This is a genomic window from Paenibacillus sp. UNC499MF (genome assembly GCF_900107975.1).
Lineage (GTDB): Bacteria > Bacillota > Bacilli > Paenibacillales > NBRC-103111 > Paenibacillus_F.
The window spans coordinates 89,899-107,013 of the sequence record NZ_FNVF01000006.1; the positions used below are offsets into that span (position 1 = coordinate 89,899).

At 53.7% G+C, this 17,115-nt stretch carries 14 protein-coding genes; 13 read left to right on the forward strand and 1 reads right to left on the reverse strand.

Going from position 1 to position 17,115, the window contains the following annotated elements; all coding sequences use genetic code 11:
- Positions 1-7 precede the first annotated feature (7 nt).
- Complete coding sequence (locus tag C4S74_RS14700; protein WP_103996051.1) at positions 8-895, forward strand: carbohydrate ABC transporter permease; 888 nt, start codon at positions 8-10, stop codon at positions 893-895.
- Between the two features lie 89 nt (positions 896-984).
- The gene (locus tag C4S74_RS14705; RefSeq protein WP_103996052.1) at positions 985-2,616 is read left to right on the forward strand and encodes an extracellular solute-binding protein; all 1,632 of its coding nucleotides are present in this window, start codon (positions 985-987) and stop codon (positions 2,614-2,616) included.
- 368 nt (positions 2,617-2,984) lie between these two features.
- On the opposite strand, the gene C4S74_RS14715 is transcribed toward C4S74_RS14705, so the two are convergent.
- Positions 2,985-5,156, reverse strand: coding sequence for an extracellular solute-binding protein (locus C4S74_RS14715; protein WP_103996054.1), 2,172 nt, complete (start codon positions 5,154-5,156; stop codon positions 2,985-2,987).
- Positions 5,157-5,501: 345 nt separating this feature from the next.
- On the opposite strand from C4S74_RS14715, the gene C4S74_RS14720 reads away from it, so the two are divergent.
- From C4S74_RS14720 to C4S74_RS14770, 11 genes are all read left to right on the forward strand, one after another.
- On the forward strand, positions 5,502-6,002 hold the full coding sequence (locus C4S74_RS14720; protein WP_103996247.1) for an MgtC/SapB family protein: 501 nt from the start codon (positions 5,502-5,504) through the stop codon (positions 6,000-6,002).
- A gap of 38 nt (positions 6,003-6,040) precedes the next feature.
- The gene (locus C4S74_RS14725; RefSeq protein WP_103996055.1) at positions 6,041-6,859 is read left to right on the forward strand and encodes an MBL fold metallo-hydrolase; all 819 of its coding nucleotides are present in this window, start codon (positions 6,041-6,043) and stop codon (positions 6,857-6,859) included.
- Positions 6,860-6,874: 15 nt separating this feature from the next.
- Complete coding sequence (locus C4S74_RS14730; RefSeq protein ID WP_103996056.1) at positions 6,875-8,125, forward strand: MFS transporter; 1,251 nt, start codon at positions 6,875-6,877, stop codon at positions 8,123-8,125.
- A 62-nt stretch (positions 8,126-8,187) separates the two neighbouring features.
- Positions 8,188-8,511, forward strand: a complete 324-nt coding sequence (locus tag C4S74_RS14735) for a hypothetical protein (RefSeq protein WP_146065504.1) — start codon at positions 8,188-8,190, stop codon at positions 8,509-8,511.
- Between the two features lie 63 nt (positions 8,512-8,574).
- Positions 8,575-9,420 (forward strand): STM4015 family protein, encoded by an 846-nt coding sequence (locus C4S74_RS14740; protein WP_103996058.1) that lies wholly within the window; start codon positions 8,575-8,577, stop codon positions 9,418-9,420.
- Between the two features lie 4 nt (positions 9,421-9,424).
- Complete coding sequence (locus tag C4S74_RS14745) at positions 9,425-10,816, forward strand: STM4014 family protein (RefSeq protein ID WP_103996059.1); 1,392 nt, start codon at positions 9,425-9,427, stop codon at positions 10,814-10,816.
- On the forward strand, positions 10,813-11,595 hold the full coding sequence (locus tag C4S74_RS14750; RefSeq protein WP_103996060.1) for an STM4013/SEN3800 family hydrolase: 783 nt from the start codon (positions 10,813-10,815) through the stop codon (positions 11,593-11,595). The genes C4S74_RS14745 and C4S74_RS14750 overlap by 4 nt, the downstream gene beginning before the upstream one ends.
- Before the next feature lie 55 nt (positions 11,596-11,650).
- On the forward strand, positions 11,651-13,024 hold the full coding sequence (locus C4S74_RS14755; protein ID WP_374755403.1) for an STM4012 family radical SAM protein: 1,374 nt from the start codon (positions 11,651-11,653) through the stop codon (positions 13,022-13,024).
- On the forward strand, positions 13,021-13,935 hold the full coding sequence (locus C4S74_RS14760; RefSeq protein ID WP_103996062.1) for an STM4011 family radical SAM protein: 915 nt from the start codon (positions 13,021-13,023) through the stop codon (positions 13,933-13,935). Before C4S74_RS14755 ends, C4S74_RS14760 begins: the two co-directional genes overlap by 4 nt.
- Positions 13,936-14,032: 97 nt before the next feature.
- Positions 14,033-14,470 carry a GNAT family N-acetyltransferase gene (locus C4S74_RS14765; protein WP_103996063.1) on the forward strand — a complete coding sequence of 146 codons (438 nt, stop codon included), beginning with the start codon at positions 14,033-14,035 and terminating at the stop codon, positions 14,468-14,470.
- 277 nt (positions 14,471-14,747) lie between these two features.
- The gene (locus C4S74_RS14770) at positions 14,748-17,033 is read left to right on the forward strand and encodes a helix-turn-helix domain-containing protein (protein WP_103996064.1); all 2,286 of its coding nucleotides are present in this window, start codon (positions 14,748-14,750) and stop codon (positions 17,031-17,033) included.
- Positions 17,034-17,115: the final 82 nt, after the last annotated feature.

A 17,115-nucleotide genomic window follows, 5' to 3' on the forward strand; every position in this document is an offset into this window, starting at 1 on the left:
CTGCCCGATGAATACCATTCAAAGCACCCGGGAAAAAGCGTTCGACTGGGCCGTGTACGCGCTGCTGTCTCTCGTTTCCGTGATCGTGCTGTATCCCCTTGTCTTCGTGCTGGTCGCCTCCTTCAGCAGTCCGGAAGCCGTTATGCGGGGAGAAGTGTGGCTGTGGCCGAAAGACATTACGTGGATGGGCTATACGAAAATTTTTCAGAACAACGAAATTTTGACGGGGTATTTGAACACGATCGTGTATACCGTCGTCGGTACGGCGATCAATCTGATTTTGTCCGTTGCGGCCGCTTATCCGCTCTCGCGCAAAGATTTTGCCGGAAGGAATGCGATTTCCGCCCTTATGGTGTTTACGATGTTTTTTAGCGGGGGGATGGTTCCGACCTATCTGCTCGTCAAAAACCTGGGCATGCTCAACACGATGTGGGCGCTCATTATTCCGGGGGCCGTGTCCGTGTATAACATCATCATTATGCGCACTTTTTTCCAGAGCTCGATTCCCGGCGAAATGCAGGAAGCGGCTTCGATCGACGGCTGCTCCAACCTCGGCATTTTGTGGAAAATCGTGCTGCCGCTTTCCATGCCGATCATCGCCGTTATGATCTTGTTCTACAGCGTGGGGCACTGGAATTCGTATTTCAGCGGACTGATGTATTTGACCGACCGCGACAAATATCCGCTCCAGCTTTTCCTGCGTGAAATTCTCATCCAGGGGCAGATGCAGGAAATGCTCGGGGTCGGAGACGATTCCCATGCCCGGAATGTGATGGAGGGCGAAGCGATCAAATACGCCGTCGTCATTGTGGCCAATTTGCCGGTGCTGATGCTGTATCCGTTTTTGCAGCGGTATTTTGTCAAAGGCGTCATGATCGGCTCGGTTAAAGGCTGATTGGAAGCTGCGGTAAATTTCTCGGGTCCGCCGGGGCTGACACCCCGGCTGCCGATAGATACAATGAACTAAGAGAGGAAGATTTGCTGATGAGAACAATGAGATGGACAGCCGTGATGTTAACCGTCGCCATAGCCGTAAGCGTGCTGTCGGCATGCAGCGGAGGAAACGATAACGCGGGTAGCGCGGACGGCAAAGACAGCAAGAAAGAAGTGGCGAATTTGAATCCGACGGGAATGCCCATCGCCAAGGAGCCGGTATCGCTTACCTTCTTCACGGGGAAGGCGGCGACGAACGGCAATAACTTCGAAGAAACGCTCGTCTGGAAAGAATATGCCAAGATGACCAACATGAACATCAAGTTCCAGCTCGTCCCGTTTGAAAATTTGACGGAAAAACGCAATCTAGCACTGGCCGGCGGGGATTATCCCGACGCTTTCTACTCGGCCCGCGTTCCTTCCTCCGACCTGATGAAATACGGGGCGCAGGGAACGTTCGTCAAATTGAACGACCTCATCGACCAGTACGCTCCGAACTTCAAGAAGCTGATGGAGAAGTACCCGGATTTGAAAAAGGGCCTGACCATGCCGGACGGCAACATTTATTCGTTCCCTTCCTTCTACAGCCCGGATTTTCTTCCGATGCTGATCGGCACTCCGCTCTGGGTCAAGCAGGATTGGCTGGATAAGCTGGGTATGAAGGAGCCGGTCACGATGGAGGAGTTTTACCAGTATTTGAAAAAGATCAAAGAAACCGATCTGAACGGGAACGGGCAGGCGGATGAAATTCCATATGCGGGAGAGGGAATCAACCCGCTGATCGAGCAGCTGCGCGGGGCGTGGGGCTTCGGAAACCGCGGTCTCGGCCACAAATTCGTCGATGTGGACCCGAAAACGAATGACCTGCGGTTTTTCCGGACGGACCCGGGCTACAAAGAAGTGATCGAGTACATGCGCAAGCTGTACACCGAGGGCCTGATCGATAAAGAAATCTTTACGATCAAGACGGCGGCCCTGTTCGCCAAAGGACAGAAAGGCGTATTCGGCGCCACCATCAATCCGAATCCGAAAACCCAGATGAACCAGACCGGCTATTTCGGGCTCGGTGCTCTGAAGGGGCCTCACGGCGACCAATTGTACTCGCACGTCAAGGTGCCGGCCGTCTGGCCGGGCGCGTTTGTCATTACGGACAAGAACAAAAATCCGGAGGCGACCGTGCGGTGGATCGACCATTTTTACGGCGATGAAGGAGCGACGTTCTATTTCATGGGAATCGAAGGCCAGACCTATAAGAAAACGGCGGACGGCAAGCTGGAATTCGTCGAGGAAATCACGAAAAACCCGAATGGCCTGACGATGGACCAGGCTTTGGCCAAATACATCACGTGGCTCGGGGGAAGCTATCCGGGTTATGTACAGCAGAAGTATTTCAAAGGCTCGGAGACGCTGCCGGAATCCGTGGAAACGGGCAAGAAAGCGGAGCCTCACGCGGTGAAGGAGCTGTGGAACAACTTCAACTTCACCGAAGAAGAGACCGAATTCCGCTCGACGGTGGGCAAGGATATGGAAACGTATATCGGCGAAATGGAAGCGAAATTCATCACCGGCTCCCAGCCGATGTCCGAGTGGGACAAGTACGTGGCGACCGTTCAGAAAATGGGCGTGGACGAATATATGAAGATTTACAAGCAGTCTTACGAGCGGTATAAAAGCAGCAAGTAAGGGCTTGAGGCAGAACAGGGAGGAGGACGTGACGTCCTTCTCTTTTTTTACAGCCTGGTAAAGGAAGAAAGGGGAATGTTCATGTCCCGGCAGCGCGGTGCACACAGCTTTTTCAAGCGGTTAAAGCTTGCCGCCGCAGCTTTAGTTCTTCTGACGGCGGCGGGATGCTCGGCGCCCGGAAGCGGCAGTGACGGGAGCGTTCAACAGGCAGGCAGTCCGGGAGGCGCGGTAAATGAGGCCGGCACGGGTAAAGCCGGAAAAAGGTTCGAGTTTTTTCTTTTCATGGACTTCCCAGACAGGTCAGACACCCGGCGATACCGCGGCGATCATTGACCTGTCTTTTTCCTGTATCTTAAGAGCTGCATCTCCTATAAGGCAAGAAACTCTTTGTCGGATAACCTTGCATTGATATAATCAATCGCTTCCTCGACGCTCATCATCTGATTCATCACATTTTTCACACCGAGACCGATAATCTTCTCGACTTTCCGCAGATTGAAGTTATGTCCTGTCGGAAAGGCGGATTCCCGAACCCCGCGGTACTCTAAGTCTTTAGCGAATTTCAGCCAAGGGTATTGATGCATGACATTCTGGTTGCTGTAGATGAAATCGTTGACCGAAGCGCCGCCAAGCAGCGTAACTTGCTCGGCAATTTCATGACCATAGAACCAGCGGAAGAAGGCTGAGACTTCGTCGTCCTTCCGGCAATATTTTGATACGCCTAGCGAGCCTCCGCCTAGCAGCGGCTGTTGGCCAGGGACCTCTGCGAACCCGACGAGCGGGGATATCTCGCTGTGGGCAATATTCGAGAACAAATTCATATACACGATGAGCATCGCGATCTGACCGTCTTCGAATAACGAGATGGACTCGTCCCACCATTTGGCAGGTAAGTTCCTGGCTATGGATAAATGATCGATATAGCTATGAAAGGCATCCATCGCAATCTCTTTGGATAGAGCCAGCTTATTGTCTTCTTGGATCAAATGTCCGCCTTCGGCATAATACCTGACTAGGAATTCGGAAGCGATTATCTCTGAGTTTCCCGTCGTTACGCAGGATCCATGGGATAAAGGCGACTCGGGGTTACTCGCTCGGGAGAAGAATGCGGAAATCCGGTTGAACGCGTCGAAGTCGGAGGGCGTTCGCAGTTCGGCTTTATACTGCTCATAGAACATTCTTCGCACTTTGGTATCTTCGAAAATATCCTTACGATAGAAAAGCATTTGAATGCTAGGGTCGAAAGGTACGGCGTAAGGGATCTCATTCACATAAGCATACCGCTCGATAAGCTGAGAAGGATAATTCGTCAGCAGCTCCTGCATTTCCGGGCTTAACGGTTTTAAAGTCCGGCCCGCGAACCAAGATAACCCGGCCATATCAACACGAATGATATCGTAATGCTTATGGTTATCGATATCGGATAAGATGTCGTAAATTTCTTCGAACGAATAGACGGCTAGCCGAAGATCAATACCGGTCGTCTTCTTAAAATGCGGCGCTAATTTCTTGAGCGCATCTGTGGTTGGACTCGGGATCGTAAGAATGTTCAGCGTCTTGTTCGCCGCCGGATGACCAAGCGTCTGGTGTTCGAACATAAACCCGCGATTCAATCCGATGATCGGGGCCCCGTCACGCTGGTCCGTCGTCTCATGACGTAGAATCGTCTCGGCAATTTCTTTGCCTAGCCACTGGTAATTGATGTGATACTTGTTAATCAAATCCTCGGTTAGAAATTCGGAATCGGCCAAGCTGTATAGCTCCGGACTTTGGCCCGTACTCCCTAAAAAATGGGCGTTTTTGATATAGCGCGCTCGTTCCAGATCACTGGTCACAATGCAATCGAAGGCATCCCCTGCAAAGAAATCAAATGCATGGTTATAGGCGGTAGATTGCGCGGCAGCAATCGTATGTATGCGCAAATCCAGAGGTGACAGTTCTTCCATGATGGCATTTCTAAAATCCCGATCACAGGAATATTGAAGCAAATCGGTGAATATTCCGATCTTTTTGTACGCTTTTTCTTTTATTTTCCGAGCAATCGTCCGTCCGGATGTATCCGCATTGAAGCTGGCGAATTTCATGGTGTTTTGCAATTTACGATAGACGAAAATGATATTCTCCCGTGGAATACCGAGCAGGTCGTAATATTCCATGGCATCGTCCAAACAGGAGACCGTGATTACAGCGCAGTCCCGATTGGCAGCAATTTCTTGCAGAAGGGCTTGTTCATTCTCTTTCTGATCTTGTGTGAGATATAAATTTGTCGTGTACCCCGCACGGAGGAGGGTGCTATGGATTGCGATATACAGCTTGTTATAGGAATCCGATGAAATGTTAGGCAGGATGAGGGAGACGGTTGTCGTGCTGCCTTCACGTAAAGATTTAGCCCGCGCGTGGATCTTGTAACCCATTTTACGGGCGGCCTCTTCCACGAGATTGATTTTCTCCAGACTTACATTTCCTCTTCCGTTCAGCACATTCGATACCGTTCCATGCGACACCCCCGCAGCTTTGGCGATATCTTTGATGGTAGGCATGCTCCATTCTCCCCCCCTTTATTGATGATAGTTGGCTAAATTAATTATATCGGGTCTTCTTTTGATATGCTATCACACAATTTTGACACGTTCCAATATTAAAAACATTTGAAAAAAAACATCAAACGTTGTATCTACGGTATTTTAGGCAGATTTTTGACAATCAAGCGAGAAGTTATTCTCAAAATTTTATTGACTCGTTCCAATAATATGTTAGAATTCTATTCAAGAAAGCGTTAACATCATATCTGGATTGATCGTTTGTCAGTGCGGTCGGCCAAGATTTGTACGACATCATGATTAAAGGGGGAGAGGAACGCTGTGGATCCAATCCAGTATGGCCAGATGTTCGGACATTGGGAGATGTATGTCAGAATCCTTGCGAGCGCATTGATGGGCCTGTTTATTGGCTGGGATCGATCACATAAACATAAGCCCGCCGGTGTGAAGACATATACCTATACCTCAGTGGCTTGTACATTAATTACGATTATTTCCATCTCTACCGCCAGTCATTACAATGAAACGGGTCAACTCATGCGCGCCGATCCGATGCGGCTGACGGCTCAAATCGTATCCGGCTTAGGATTTATCGGAGCGGGGGTCATTCTTAAGGACGGGGAACGGGTTAAGGGGCTAACATCGGCGGCCATGATATTTTTCTCAGGCGGCGTCGGAATTGGCATTGGAGCGGGATACTATGGCATCGTCATTTTCTCCGTCGTCTTAACTTTTTTCCTTGCAAGAATCAGTCGATTTCTTCCGATGAACAACCCGGTGGATGATCGGAAATCAAGAAGCAGCAAGGATGCTGCTAGGAAACAATCACAGAAAGAATGTATCTGAATTCCCGCATACCTGCGAATCGAAAAGGAGATATTTATATGAAAGTTCATTTTCTGGGATCTGCCGCGTCGGAAGGGATACCGAATCCATTTTGCAAATGCGAGGTTTGCGAGAAGACGCGAAGCGAGAAAGGGAAAAATATAAGAACGCGGTCAGCTGCGATTGTCGATGATACGATGCAGATTGATTTCCCGCCGGAATACAGCTGCCAAGTCATGCGGGACGATGTGGATGTTACTCGGATTTCGGAATTGCTCTTCACTCATACGCACCCGGATCATTTTAACGCAGGAGATTTGTTCAGCCGGATGGAAGGGTACGGTCACCACGTTACGCATCCGCTGCATATTTTCGGGAATGATCGTGCCGTTAACGGTTGTCTGGATGTGTTGTCCGGTTATAGTCCCCAGCGGTTTCAATTCACCCGGCTGATTCCATTTGTGACAGTAGAGTCCGGCGGAGCGCGCATTACGCCCCTTCTCGCCAATCATGCGAAGTGGGAGACGTGTCTGATTTATTTTATCGAAAAGGAAGGCAAGACCTTGCTGTATGGTCATGATTCAGGGTGGTTCCCGGAATTGACGTGGTCGTGGCTCGCGGACAAGCATATCGATCTGACGGTACTCGAATGTACACATGGCTACAATCAGAATCCGCATTCCGACGGTCATATGAGCATTGAGACCGTGTTGGAGACCCAGAAGCGATTGCTGGATAGCGGCATTCACTCGGCATCGAGCCGGATCATCGTTTCGCATTTATCTCATAACAGCGGTTTCATGCATGACGAGCTTGTGGACATCTTCAAGCCTTACGGTATCGAAGTGGCTTACGACGGTCTCATCAAATTTATTTAATAGGGGATATTACACATGAAGACTACTATCGTTCCGAGACTATTAATCATGATGTTCCTGCAATATTTCGTTCAAGGCGCCTGGAATATGACTTTAGGCTTAGTTCTCAGCACCTCGGGCTTATCCTCCATCATCGGTACTTCTTATGCATTGCTCGGCATCGCGACGATTCTGTCGCCGCTGTTTATCGGGATGGTCGCGGACCGGTTCATCGCCTCCCAGAAAATTATGGGCATCCTGCATGTAGTTAATGCTTGTGTGCTGCTGGCGATTCCGTCTCAGATTCAATCGGGCAACGCGACGATGTTCCTCGTATTGATCTTTATCGTCGGTGTGTTGTTCTATCCTACGACGGGTTTGTCGAATAGCATCAGCTTCAGACATATTCATGGCGCCAAAACATTTCCGGTGATTCGGGTGTTCGGAACTTTTGGTTTTATGGCGATCGGGTTCCTGCTCGGACAGATGGGCTTCTCGGGCAGCATTATGACCTTCAAAATTGCAGCGATCTCTGCCATTGTGCTGGGGATCTATTGCTTCACGCTTCCGAATACGCCAGCAGCCGGCAAGGGTAAGAAGTTCCTGATGAAGGACCTGCTCTGTCTTGATGCGCTCGCATTGTTCAAGGATAAGAACTTTACGGTATTCATGGCCTGTACGATTTTCCTGATGATTCCTAAAACGGCTTACAGTGCTTATGTGCCGGTATTCCTGGGCGCGCTAGGGTTTAAGAATGCAGCTACGATTATGCAAATCGGTATTGCAACGGAAGTTATCTTTATGTTCTTGCTCTCTCTGTTTCTCTTCAAATTCGGATTCAAAAAGATTATCCTGTGGGGCGCGATCACGTGGGTTCTTCGTTCGCTTTTGTTCTCCTTCGCGGCCGTCGATGCAGGCATTCTCGTCATCGTCATTGCGCTGGCACTGCAAGGGATTTGTTGGGACTTCTTCTTCACGGCGGGAGACATCTATGTGGACAATAAAGCGGACGTGACGATTAAAGCGCAGGCACAGAGCTTGAAGTTCATGATCTCGAACGGGCTAGGACTGTTGTTCGCGTCTTCGGTCACGGGTTATATCTTCAATCATACGGTCGTGGATCAAGGGGCGGCTGCGCTGAAGCAGTGGCAGCAATTCTGGATTTACCCGGCTGTCGTGGCGGCTGTCGTCGCGCTAGTGTTCCTCCTGCTCTTCAAGGATAAAGGGATGATATTCCAGAAGAAGAATGCGGAAGAAGTTGCGGTTTCGGAGTTGAAGACCGTGTAATAAAGGAGCCGAAAGGCTGCGAAAAAAGGCTGCCGGTAAAAATCGGCAGCCTTATTCTTTGCATGATAGGGAATTTTGTTGGAATCCGCCAGGAAGCGGATTTTTTGTTTTGCGGCGATACTTTTTGTGGGGGTACCGAGGATCCGGGGAACCGCTGCCTGGAAACCGCTGCTTTTGCCGTTACTAGACCCCGGCTGTCCGTCCGATCGCCGTGTGATCCGCATGGCGGTTTTTTTTACGTATATGTCCATGGAAAGAAGATGTTATCCATCCCGAAAAACCCGCATCCGGTGCGGATTTCATACGAAACAGCCCCTAAAAAACGAAAAAGAAACAAGGCGGAAAAAGGAAACGGTCGTCCGGAAATGTTTGCAAGTCTTTTTTAATATCGTTTATAGTTAGGATTATATCGTACATAGAAGGAAAAAGTTTACATGGGAGGGACCGTTATGTCCGAGATTAAACTAACGATCGATTACGACCAGTACGAAGCCGGCAAGAAAATGAAAGATTTGCTGGAGGAGCTGGCGGACAGCCCGCAAAGCGGGGAGCTGACAAGCCTCATTATCGGAGATTGGGGCGGTGCTTATGAAAACGATTCCGAAGAAACGGTCGTGACGCTTGTCGCCTTGAAGGACCGGTTTCCGAAACTGACGAGTCTGTTTATCGGAGATATGGGCTTCGAGGAATGCGAAGTGTCCTGGATTATGCAGACCAATCTGGCCCCGCTGCTGGAGGCTTATCCCGCACTCCGGTCGTTTACGGTCAAAGGAAGCACGGGACTGGATCTGAACCCGGCTCGTCACGAAAATCTGGAGGAACTGACCATTATTTGCGGCGGTCTGGGCAAGGACGTGATCCATCAAATAGCCGAAGGTTCTTTTCCGCGCCTGAAAAAGCTGGAGCTGTATCTCGGCGTGGACGAATACGGATTCGACGGCAGCCTGGAGGATGTGCTGAAGCTCACCGAACCCGGCAAGTTCCCCGAACTCACTTATCTCGGTCTGAAAAACAGCGAAATCCAGGACGAGCTGGCAATCGCGCTGGCGGACGCGCCGATTCTGGACGGGCTGCATACGCTGGACATGTCGGACGGAACCTTGTCCGATATTGGAGCGGAAGCGCTGCTCAACAGCGAAAAAGTAAAAAAGCTGAAGTATCTGAACTTAAGCCATCATTATATGTCCGACGAAATGATGAACCGCTGGAGATTATCCGGCCTTAACGTCAACACCGAAGATCAGCAGGATATGGACGAAGACGACGACTACCGGTATCCGTCGCTCACGGAATAACGGCATGCCGCAAAGGATGATCCTGATCGGCAACCCGGACAACCGCCGCACGGCGGGGCTGCAGAGCGCGCGCGCGAAGCTGGGGCTGCCTCCGGCCGTCGTGCTGCCGTACGCCGGGCTGCTGGACGGCAGCGCATCGCTCGCGCAGGCGGCAAGCCTCGCAGGAGCGGCCTCGCAGCAGGCGGCGGGCGGACAAGGCCCGCTGCTGCGGCTGGACGCGCCCGGCGAGCTCTTCGCGGTGGAGCGCGGGCTGATCGCCCTGGGCGCTCCCGACCACGAAGAGGCGGCGTACGGCGACCGGCTGCTTCCGTTCGGGCACCGCAGCGATCCGCAGCCGCTCTCCGTGCGGTCCGCGCTCTCGCTCGCGGAGCAGGAGGGACGGCAGTATCACCCGTCCCAATGGTTCCGCGGCTTCGCGCGGCTGCTTGCCCGCCTGCGGCGGGAAGCGGAGGAGCTGTGGCCGCAGCCGCAGTGGACGAACGCGCCGGAGGACATCGCCGGCATGTTCGACAAGCGGCAGACGCACCGCATCCTGTCCGCCGCCGGCATGCCGGTGCCCCGCCTCCTGGCTCCGCCGGAGGAGATCGCGGACTGCGGGACGCTTCGCGGGCTGATGCTCTCCCGGCGGGTTCACCGGGTCTTCGTGAAGCTCGCGTCCGGCTCGGGTGCCTGCGGTGTCGTCGCTTACCGCATCAACCCGCTTACGGGCGCGGAGCAGGCGGTCACGACTGTCGGCGTCGAGAACTACGGCGCCCGCGCCCCGGTATTCTATAACGCGATGAAACCCAGGCGTTATACGGACAAATCCGTGATCCGCCAGGTGCTGGACTGGCTGCTGAGGCATGGCGCCCACGTCGAGCAGTGGATCCCGAAAGCGTCTTACGGCGGCGGGACGTACGATATCCGCCAGCTTGTCGTAGCGGGTGAAGCCTGCCACAGTATCGCCCGTGTAAGCCGTACGCCGATCACGAACCTTCACCTGCGCAGCGAGCGGGTAAGCGTGGAGGAGCTCGGCCTTGCGCCGGGCGTCCGCGAAAGAGCTGCGGCCTGCGCCGAGAAGGCGCTGGCCGCTTTTCCGCGCTCCGCCGCAGCGGGAATCGACGTGCTGCTAGACAGCGCTTCGCACGCGCCCTACATACTTGACATCAATCCGTTCGGGGATCTGCTGTACCGTGTCGTTTACCAGGGAATGGACCCTTACGAATGGCAGATGAAACGGCTCGCGGGCGGCTCCGCCGAAGCGGCGGAAGCGGCCGGGGGCGCGGCTGGAGCCAAAGATACCGCAGCTTCCGGGTCTGCGGAAGCTGCGGGTTCCGCCGGATTTTCCAGAGCCGGAAGCTCCGGGAAAGCGGGAGCGGCAGCGGCGTCACCGGACGGGGGAGGAACGCTTCTATGAATATGAACGAGATTGTCGGCACTCACGACATTCTGATGATTACGCTGGACACGCTGCGTTACGACGCCGCCGTGCTGGAGGAGGCCAACTGCCCGAACTTGTGCGGCGGCGGCTCCTGGGAGAAGCGGCACACGCCCGGCAGCTTTACGTATGCGGCGCATCACGCTTTTTTCGGCGGTTTTCTGCCGACTCCGGCAACGACGGACAAGTCGCAGCATATCCGTCTTTTCCACTCGAAAAACACGGGGCTTAAAACTCATCCCCATACATGGCTGTTCGACACACCCGATCTCGTGTCGGGCCTTCGGGAAGAAGGCTACCGGACGATCTGTATCGGGGGTGTAATTTTTTTTACGAAAAAAGTTCCGCTCGCCCGGGTGCTCCCCGGCTATTTTCAGGAAAGCTACTGGCGTATGACCTTCGGTGTGACGAACCCGCGTTCCACCGAGCACCAGGTCAATCATGCGCTCAAGCTGCTCCAGCGGACGGAGCCGGACGAGAAGCTGTTTATGTTTCTGAACGTTTCGGCCATACACGGGCCCAATCATTATTTTCTTCCCGGTGCGAAGAAAGATTCGGTCGAGAGCCAGAGGGCGGCGCTCCGCTATGTGGACGGCCAGCTCGGCCGTTTGTTCGAAGCAATGAGAGAACGGGAGCGGCCGGTGTTCTGCCTGGCTTTCTCCGATCACGGAACGTGCTACGGCGAAGACGGCTACGAAGGCCACCGGCTCGCGCACGAAGCGGTCTGGAATGTGCCTTACCGCGAGTTTATTTTGTAAATTGACGAAAAGGAAGTGAAGGCCGATGTCCTCTTCTCAAATGAGGAACAAGCTTATGCAGGCAGCTGAAGAAATGTCCGTTTCCGCTTGGGAAGAACAGATTCGTTCCGCGCCTTACCGCTCGTACTTGTATTCTTATCCGCACAAGACGGCTTACCGGGAGTTGGAGAGAAAAATCCCGCTGGAGGAGCTGTGGGCGGACGAGCCGGCGGAAACTTTCTTCTTATATATGCATATCCCGTTCTGTGGGGCGCGCTGCGGCTTTTGCAATTTGTTCACCTTGCCGGACAAGCGGACGAGCGCCCACGAGCAGTATGTCGATGCGCTGGAGCGGCAGGCCCGCCAGTGGGCTCCCCATGTCGAGCACAAGAAATTCGCGCGTTTCGCCGTCGGAGGAGGAACGCCTACGCTGCTGGAACCGGCTCTGCTTGACCGTGTTTTCCGGATAGCGGAAGATGTCATGGGCCTCGACGCCGGAGAAGCTTCCATCTCGGTCGAAACCTCGCCGGAGACGGTCACCGCAGAGCGTCTGGACATTTTGCAGGCGCACCGGGTAGACCGTGTGAGCATGGGCATCCAGAGCTTTGTGGAAGCGGAGGCAGCGGCCATCTACCGTCCGCAAATGCCTCTGGTGGTCGAGAAAGCGCTGGAGCAGCTGAAACGGGTCAAGTTTCCGATCCTCAATCTCGACCTTATTTACGGACTGCCGGGCCAGACCGTCCAGACGTGGCTTTATTCCCTGGAACGGGCGCTTGCCTACGAACCGGAAGAAATCTTTATATACCCGCTGTATACGCGGGAGCACACGATCGTCAAGCCCGAAGAGATCCGGCAGCGGGGCACGGATATCCGCATGGCCTGCTATACGGCGGCGCGCGACCGTCTCCTGGCTGCGGGATATACGCAGTATTCGATGAGGCGGTTCGCCCGTGAGAGCGCCTCGTCGCCCAAGACGCTTCTGCCGTACGGCTGCCAGGAAGAGGGCATGGTCGGTCTCGGCTGCGGCGCCCGCTCGTACACGAAGAACGTACACTACGCGACCCGCTATGCGGTAAGCCGCAGCGCGACGGCCGGCATTATCGCGGACTATGTCGCTGCGGAGCGTCATGACCTCATCGACTACGGCTTTGTCCTGGACGAGGCGGAACAGAAGCGGCGCTTCATTCTGAAGGCGCTTCTCCACCGGGAGGGGCTGGAGCTCGCGTCCTACGCCGGCCGGTTCGGCACGGAAGCGCTGGAGGACTATCCCGAGCTGAACTCCCTGACGGAGACCGGGCTGGCCGAGCATGTGCCGGGGACCGGGGCAGACGCAGGCGCAGGCGGCCTCTTCCGGCTGACGGACGACGGGATCGCCCTCTCCGATTCCATCGGAGACTGGTTTATTTCCCCCGAGACCCGCATCCGGATGGAAGGATACACCTTCGCATGAAGGCGACGCTGTATTACCGGGGAAGCCTCTCGTCGTGCAATTACGACTGTCCGTACTGTCCGTTCAGCAAGAACAAGGACAGTGCGGCCACGCTGGCGAAGGACCGGCGGCAGGTGGAAGCTTTTGCGGACTGGGCGGAGAGTCAGGGCGCCGAAGGGCACCGCCTGTCGGTTTTCTTCAATCCTTACGGCGAAGGGCTGACTCACCGCTGGTATAAGGAGGCCATGGTCCGCCTGTCGCATATGGCACATGTGGATAAAGTCGCCATTCAGACGAATTTGTCCGCCGGTCTCGCGTGGACCGAGGAACTGAATCCGAATAAAGCCGCCTTCTGGGTGACGTATCATCCCGGGCAGACGACGGAGGAGAAATTTTTGGGACAGGTTATGCAGCTGCACAACCGTCAAATCCCGTTCAGCGTCGGCTCCGTGGGCGTCAGAAGCGCTTTCGGCCGACTGGAGTCGCTCCGCCGTTCGCTGCCTTCCGACGTGTATATGTGGGTCAATGCGTTCAAGGACAAACCGGATTATTATTCGGAAGAAGATATGGCCTTCCTGAGAGGCCTTGATCCGCTGTTCGATCTGAACGCCGAGGATTACGAGAGCCGGGGACGGGCGTGCGGCACAGGTCTCGACGTTTTCTACGTCCAGGGGCCCGGCATAGTCAAGCGCTGCTACAAAGACCGCCGGGTTATCGGCCATTTGTACCGGGACGGCCTGGACGCGCTCTCGCGTCCGCGTCCGTGCCGGATGGACTGCTGCGACTGCTACATCGGCTATATCCATATGCCGGAGCTACAGCTTCGCAGCCAATACGGCGGCAGATTGCTCGAACGCATTGCGGAGGCCGGCTTTATGGGCACGGAGGGTGAAAAGATTAAGCTCAACGCGCACGGGCCGCTTCATTTTTAAGGATAAAAGAAGGAACCCGCCCTGCGGGGTCGTATGTTATACCGTACGGAAGAGAAATAGCCGGGCAAGAGGGCACGTAAAGGGGGAACATAACGACGTGGAAATCCGCAAACCGATTCCGGAGGAAATTCAGCAGATCCGCAGGCTTTCGCCTCAGGCTCTGTCGGAGGGAACGCTCGGCAATGCCGAGCCGAACCGGGACAAAGTGAGGCAGCTCGTAGATCCCCTTCTGAAAAAAGGCTGCTATTACCTGATCGCAGCGGAAGAGAAGCGGCTGGCCGGGTGGGTTCTGATCGGGGAGAGCAAAGACTCGTTTACCGACCGGACTATCGGGTTCGTGTATGAGCTCTATGTGCTTGAGCCGTTCAGAGGACGCGGCATCTCCAGGCAGCTTATGCAGGAAGCGGTGGAGCAGCTTAAAAGCCAAGGATATCCGGAAGTAAGGCTCAGTGTATATGCCGGAAATCACGCGCTTCATCTGTATGAGTCGCTGGGTTTCGCTCCGAGAACGATTACGATGACACTTCCCTTATAACTAGCCGATTTAAAAGCCTATTTCCTTTGGAGGAAGTAGGCTTTTCAAGTTGGGATCGAAAATATTATTTCAAAATTCACAAATTTGTAGAATTATTATTTCACCGCCACTATAATACTACTAAAGGATAGCATGAGAGCGCTCTCATTTCTCGCTGGCGAAGGTTTTTCCGATGACTCCGGGTTATCCCGTTTCTTCCTCCTCCGCTTCTTTTGTCTCCGTTTTTACTCCTGCATTCTTTTCTTTTTAACCTTCCGTGAAAAGGTGGTAGGCAGACATGATTCCGATTCCGAAAACGCGTTCTTTCCGCATCGCCTTGTTCTGGCGTCATTTCGCCAACTATTTCGTCGTTATTCTGATACCCGTTATTGTCGCCTGCACGCTGGCACATTTCCTCGTCGTCTCTCTGATCGAGAAGGATGCGCAGAAATTAAACCGTGTCATTATGAGCCGTTTCTCCGAGCAGACGGACACCGCTTTTAATTCTCTGAAAACGAACATGATTAACATGCTCAGCACCTCCAATATCCGCAGCCTGCTTAAGGAAACCGGAGACCTTTCCGGCGAAAACCCCCGGCGCACGGAACTGATCCACTCCCTGAGGGAGCAGCTGATCAAGCTGCAATCGGATGAATTGGTGACGAAGGCGTATCTGGTGTTCGTTCACCATGATCTTGTCGTTGATGTGGATACGTACACGGATAAGGCGTATTATTTCGATTTCCGCTATCCGATGGGTGCCGGCGAGAAGGCGGCATACCTGGCCAAGTTTACAAACAGGAAAATGATGGAGTTCTCGGAGCCGAAGCGGGACGGCTCCACGATGTCCGCCTTAATGAGCTATCCGTTCAATACGGATGTTCCCGACGTGTACCTGGTGGTGGATGTGAACAGGGACAAATTGCGGCAGTTGATCGACATCGGGGAAAACTGGGTGGCCGGTACCGCTATACTCGGAAGCGGGGGAGAAATTATCAGCTCGAACGGGGTAGTGTCGGACGGAATCAGCCGCCTTCCGTCGCCTCTGGCCGCCGCCTCTGGCGAGTCCAAATTTCTGATTACGGAGGACAAAGCGATTTCGCTGGTCAAATCCCGTTTTGACGACACGTCCTATTATTTGAGCCTTGTCGATTTGCCTACGCTTATGAAGCCTGCCCATCTTACGCGGCTGATCAGCTGGATTTTTCTCGCTTTTTTCATTGTGGTGGGGAGTTTCGTCTCGTATTATTTGAGCCGCCGCATGTACCGGCCCATTCTGGAGATCAAAGAAGGACTGAAATCGCACGGCTCTGCCCAGGGGCTGCAATTCCGGAGCGACGGGAACGATTACGATGTGATCAAACGGTTCTCGCAGCTAATCATTTCCGAAAACAAACAGCTTAACCAGCGGGTGACGGGGATGTTTCCGATCGTGCAGGAGCATTTCGTGACCAAAATTTTGCTGGGCGAATACAGGGACGCTCTCTCCATCGAGACATACTCCGGGGAAATCGGGTTTACCTATACGAAAAAAGCGGCGCGGACCGTGCTGGGCATAGCCCTGCACTACGACCCCGACGTGTACGGCCGGTTGTCGGAGACATCCAAATCGTTCCTGATGGCGGAGCTCAAGGAGCGCATTCTTCAGCTCGTTCCCTCCACCATCTGGCTGTGCGGAACCAAGCCCGATTTGCTGGTGTGCGTCATTCAGAAGGACCCCTTCCTCAGCCTGAGCCCCGAAGAGGACGCGAACCTGATCCGGGCGGCTCTGCAGCTCTATGGGGGTTATTTCAAAGCGACGATCGGCATCGGAGGAACGGTATACGGGATCGAGGAGCTTCACCTGTCATACGAGCAGGCCGTATCCGCACTGCAGCGCCGGGGACTGAGCGCCGGCGTCGAGATTTGCAGCGGGGAGGGGGCCCCGGATCCGGCCGCGTGCGATCCGTTCCTGAGCGCCCAGGAGGTGGGGCGTATTCTGAACCGGTACAAAACTCGCGACTACGACAAGCTGCTGCAGTCGGCTTACGAAATGGTGGAAGAAGCCGTGCGCAAAAACGGCACGGCCGTTCAGATTAAATATTTGTGCACGGACATTTTAAATACGTGGGTGCGGGCAGTGGAAACCGACCGGAAAGACTTTAACGTGCCTTTTTATGCGGGTCTGTTCGATAAGGTTAACGCCTGCATGACGCTGGAGGAAGTAAAACGCTGTTTCGAGGAGTTTCACGGGCTGCTGTTCCAAGCCTCCAAGCCGGATGAACGGGCCGGCAAATTTACGGACATTCTGGCCTATATTCACGAGCATTACGATGAAGAGTTGTCGATCGAACAATTCGCGAACTCCATGAACATGTCTGTGGGCCATTTCAGCCGGACCTTCAAGGAGGAGGTCGGGGAGAAATATGTGGAGTACATCGCCAAATACCGGCTGGTCAAAGCGAAAGAACTGCTTCTTCAAACGGATTTGAAAATGGACGATATCGCCGAAAAAGTCGGTTACTGGGGAAGAAATTCATTTATCCGGATGTTCCGGAAATACGAAGGGATCACACCCGCGAAATACCGGACGATTCATCAGTGAACGGGGCGGACTCCTTATTTTCCGGAGTCTCTTTTTTTTCCTGAACATACACGGAAAACCGCGTCCTTCAAGGCATAGAGGA

What these genes read in the sequence shown, in the direction of transcription:
- C4S74_RS14700 (WP_103996051.1), top strand. Translation starts at nt 8, where the DNA reads ATGAATACCATTCAAAGCACCCGGGAAAAAGCGTTCGACTGGGCCGTG.
- C4S74_RS14705 (WP_103996052.1), top strand. Translation starts at nt 985, where the DNA reads ATGAGAACAATGAGATGGACAGCCGTGATGTTAACCGTCGCCATAGCC.
- C4S74_RS14715 (WP_103996054.1), bottom strand. Translation starts at nt 5,156, where the DNA reads ATGCCTACCATCAAAGATATCGCCAAAGCTGCGGGGGTGTCGCATGGA.
- C4S74_RS14720 (WP_103996247.1), top strand. Translation starts at nt 5,502, where the DNA reads ATGTTCGGACATTGGGAGATGTATGTCAGAATCCTTGCGAGCGCATTG.
- C4S74_RS14725 (WP_103996055.1), top strand. Translation starts at nt 6,041, where the DNA reads ATGAAAGTTCATTTTCTGGGATCTGCCGCGTCGGAAGGGATACCGAAT.
- C4S74_RS14730 (WP_103996056.1), top strand. Translation starts at nt 6,875, where the DNA reads ATGAAGACTACTATCGTTCCGAGACTATTAATCATGATGTTCCTGCAA.
- C4S74_RS14735 (WP_146065504.1), top strand. Translation starts at nt 8,188, where the DNA reads ATGATAGGGAATTTTGTTGGAATCCGCCAGGAAGCGGATTTTTTGTTT.
- C4S74_RS14740 (WP_103996058.1), top strand. Translation starts at nt 8,575, where the DNA reads ATGTCCGAGATTAAACTAACGATCGATTACGACCAGTACGAAGCCGGC.
- C4S74_RS14745 (WP_103996059.1), top strand. Translation starts at nt 9,425, where the DNA reads ATGCCGCAAAGGATGATCCTGATCGGCAACCCGGACAACCGCCGCACG.
- C4S74_RS14750 (WP_103996060.1), top strand. Translation starts at nt 10,813, where the DNA reads ATGAATATGAACGAGATTGTCGGCACTCACGACATTCTGATGATTACG.
- C4S74_RS14755 (WP_374755403.1), top strand. Translation starts at nt 11,651, where the DNA reads ATGCAGGCAGCTGAAGAAATGTCCGTTTCCGCTTGGGAAGAACAGATT.
- C4S74_RS14760 (WP_103996062.1), top strand. Translation starts at nt 13,021, where the DNA reads ATGAAGGCGACGCTGTATTACCGGGGAAGCCTCTCGTCGTGCAATTAC.
- C4S74_RS14770 (WP_103996064.1), top strand. Translation starts at nt 14,748, where the DNA reads ATGATTCCGATTCCGAAAACGCGTTCTTTCCGCATCGCCTTGTTCTGG.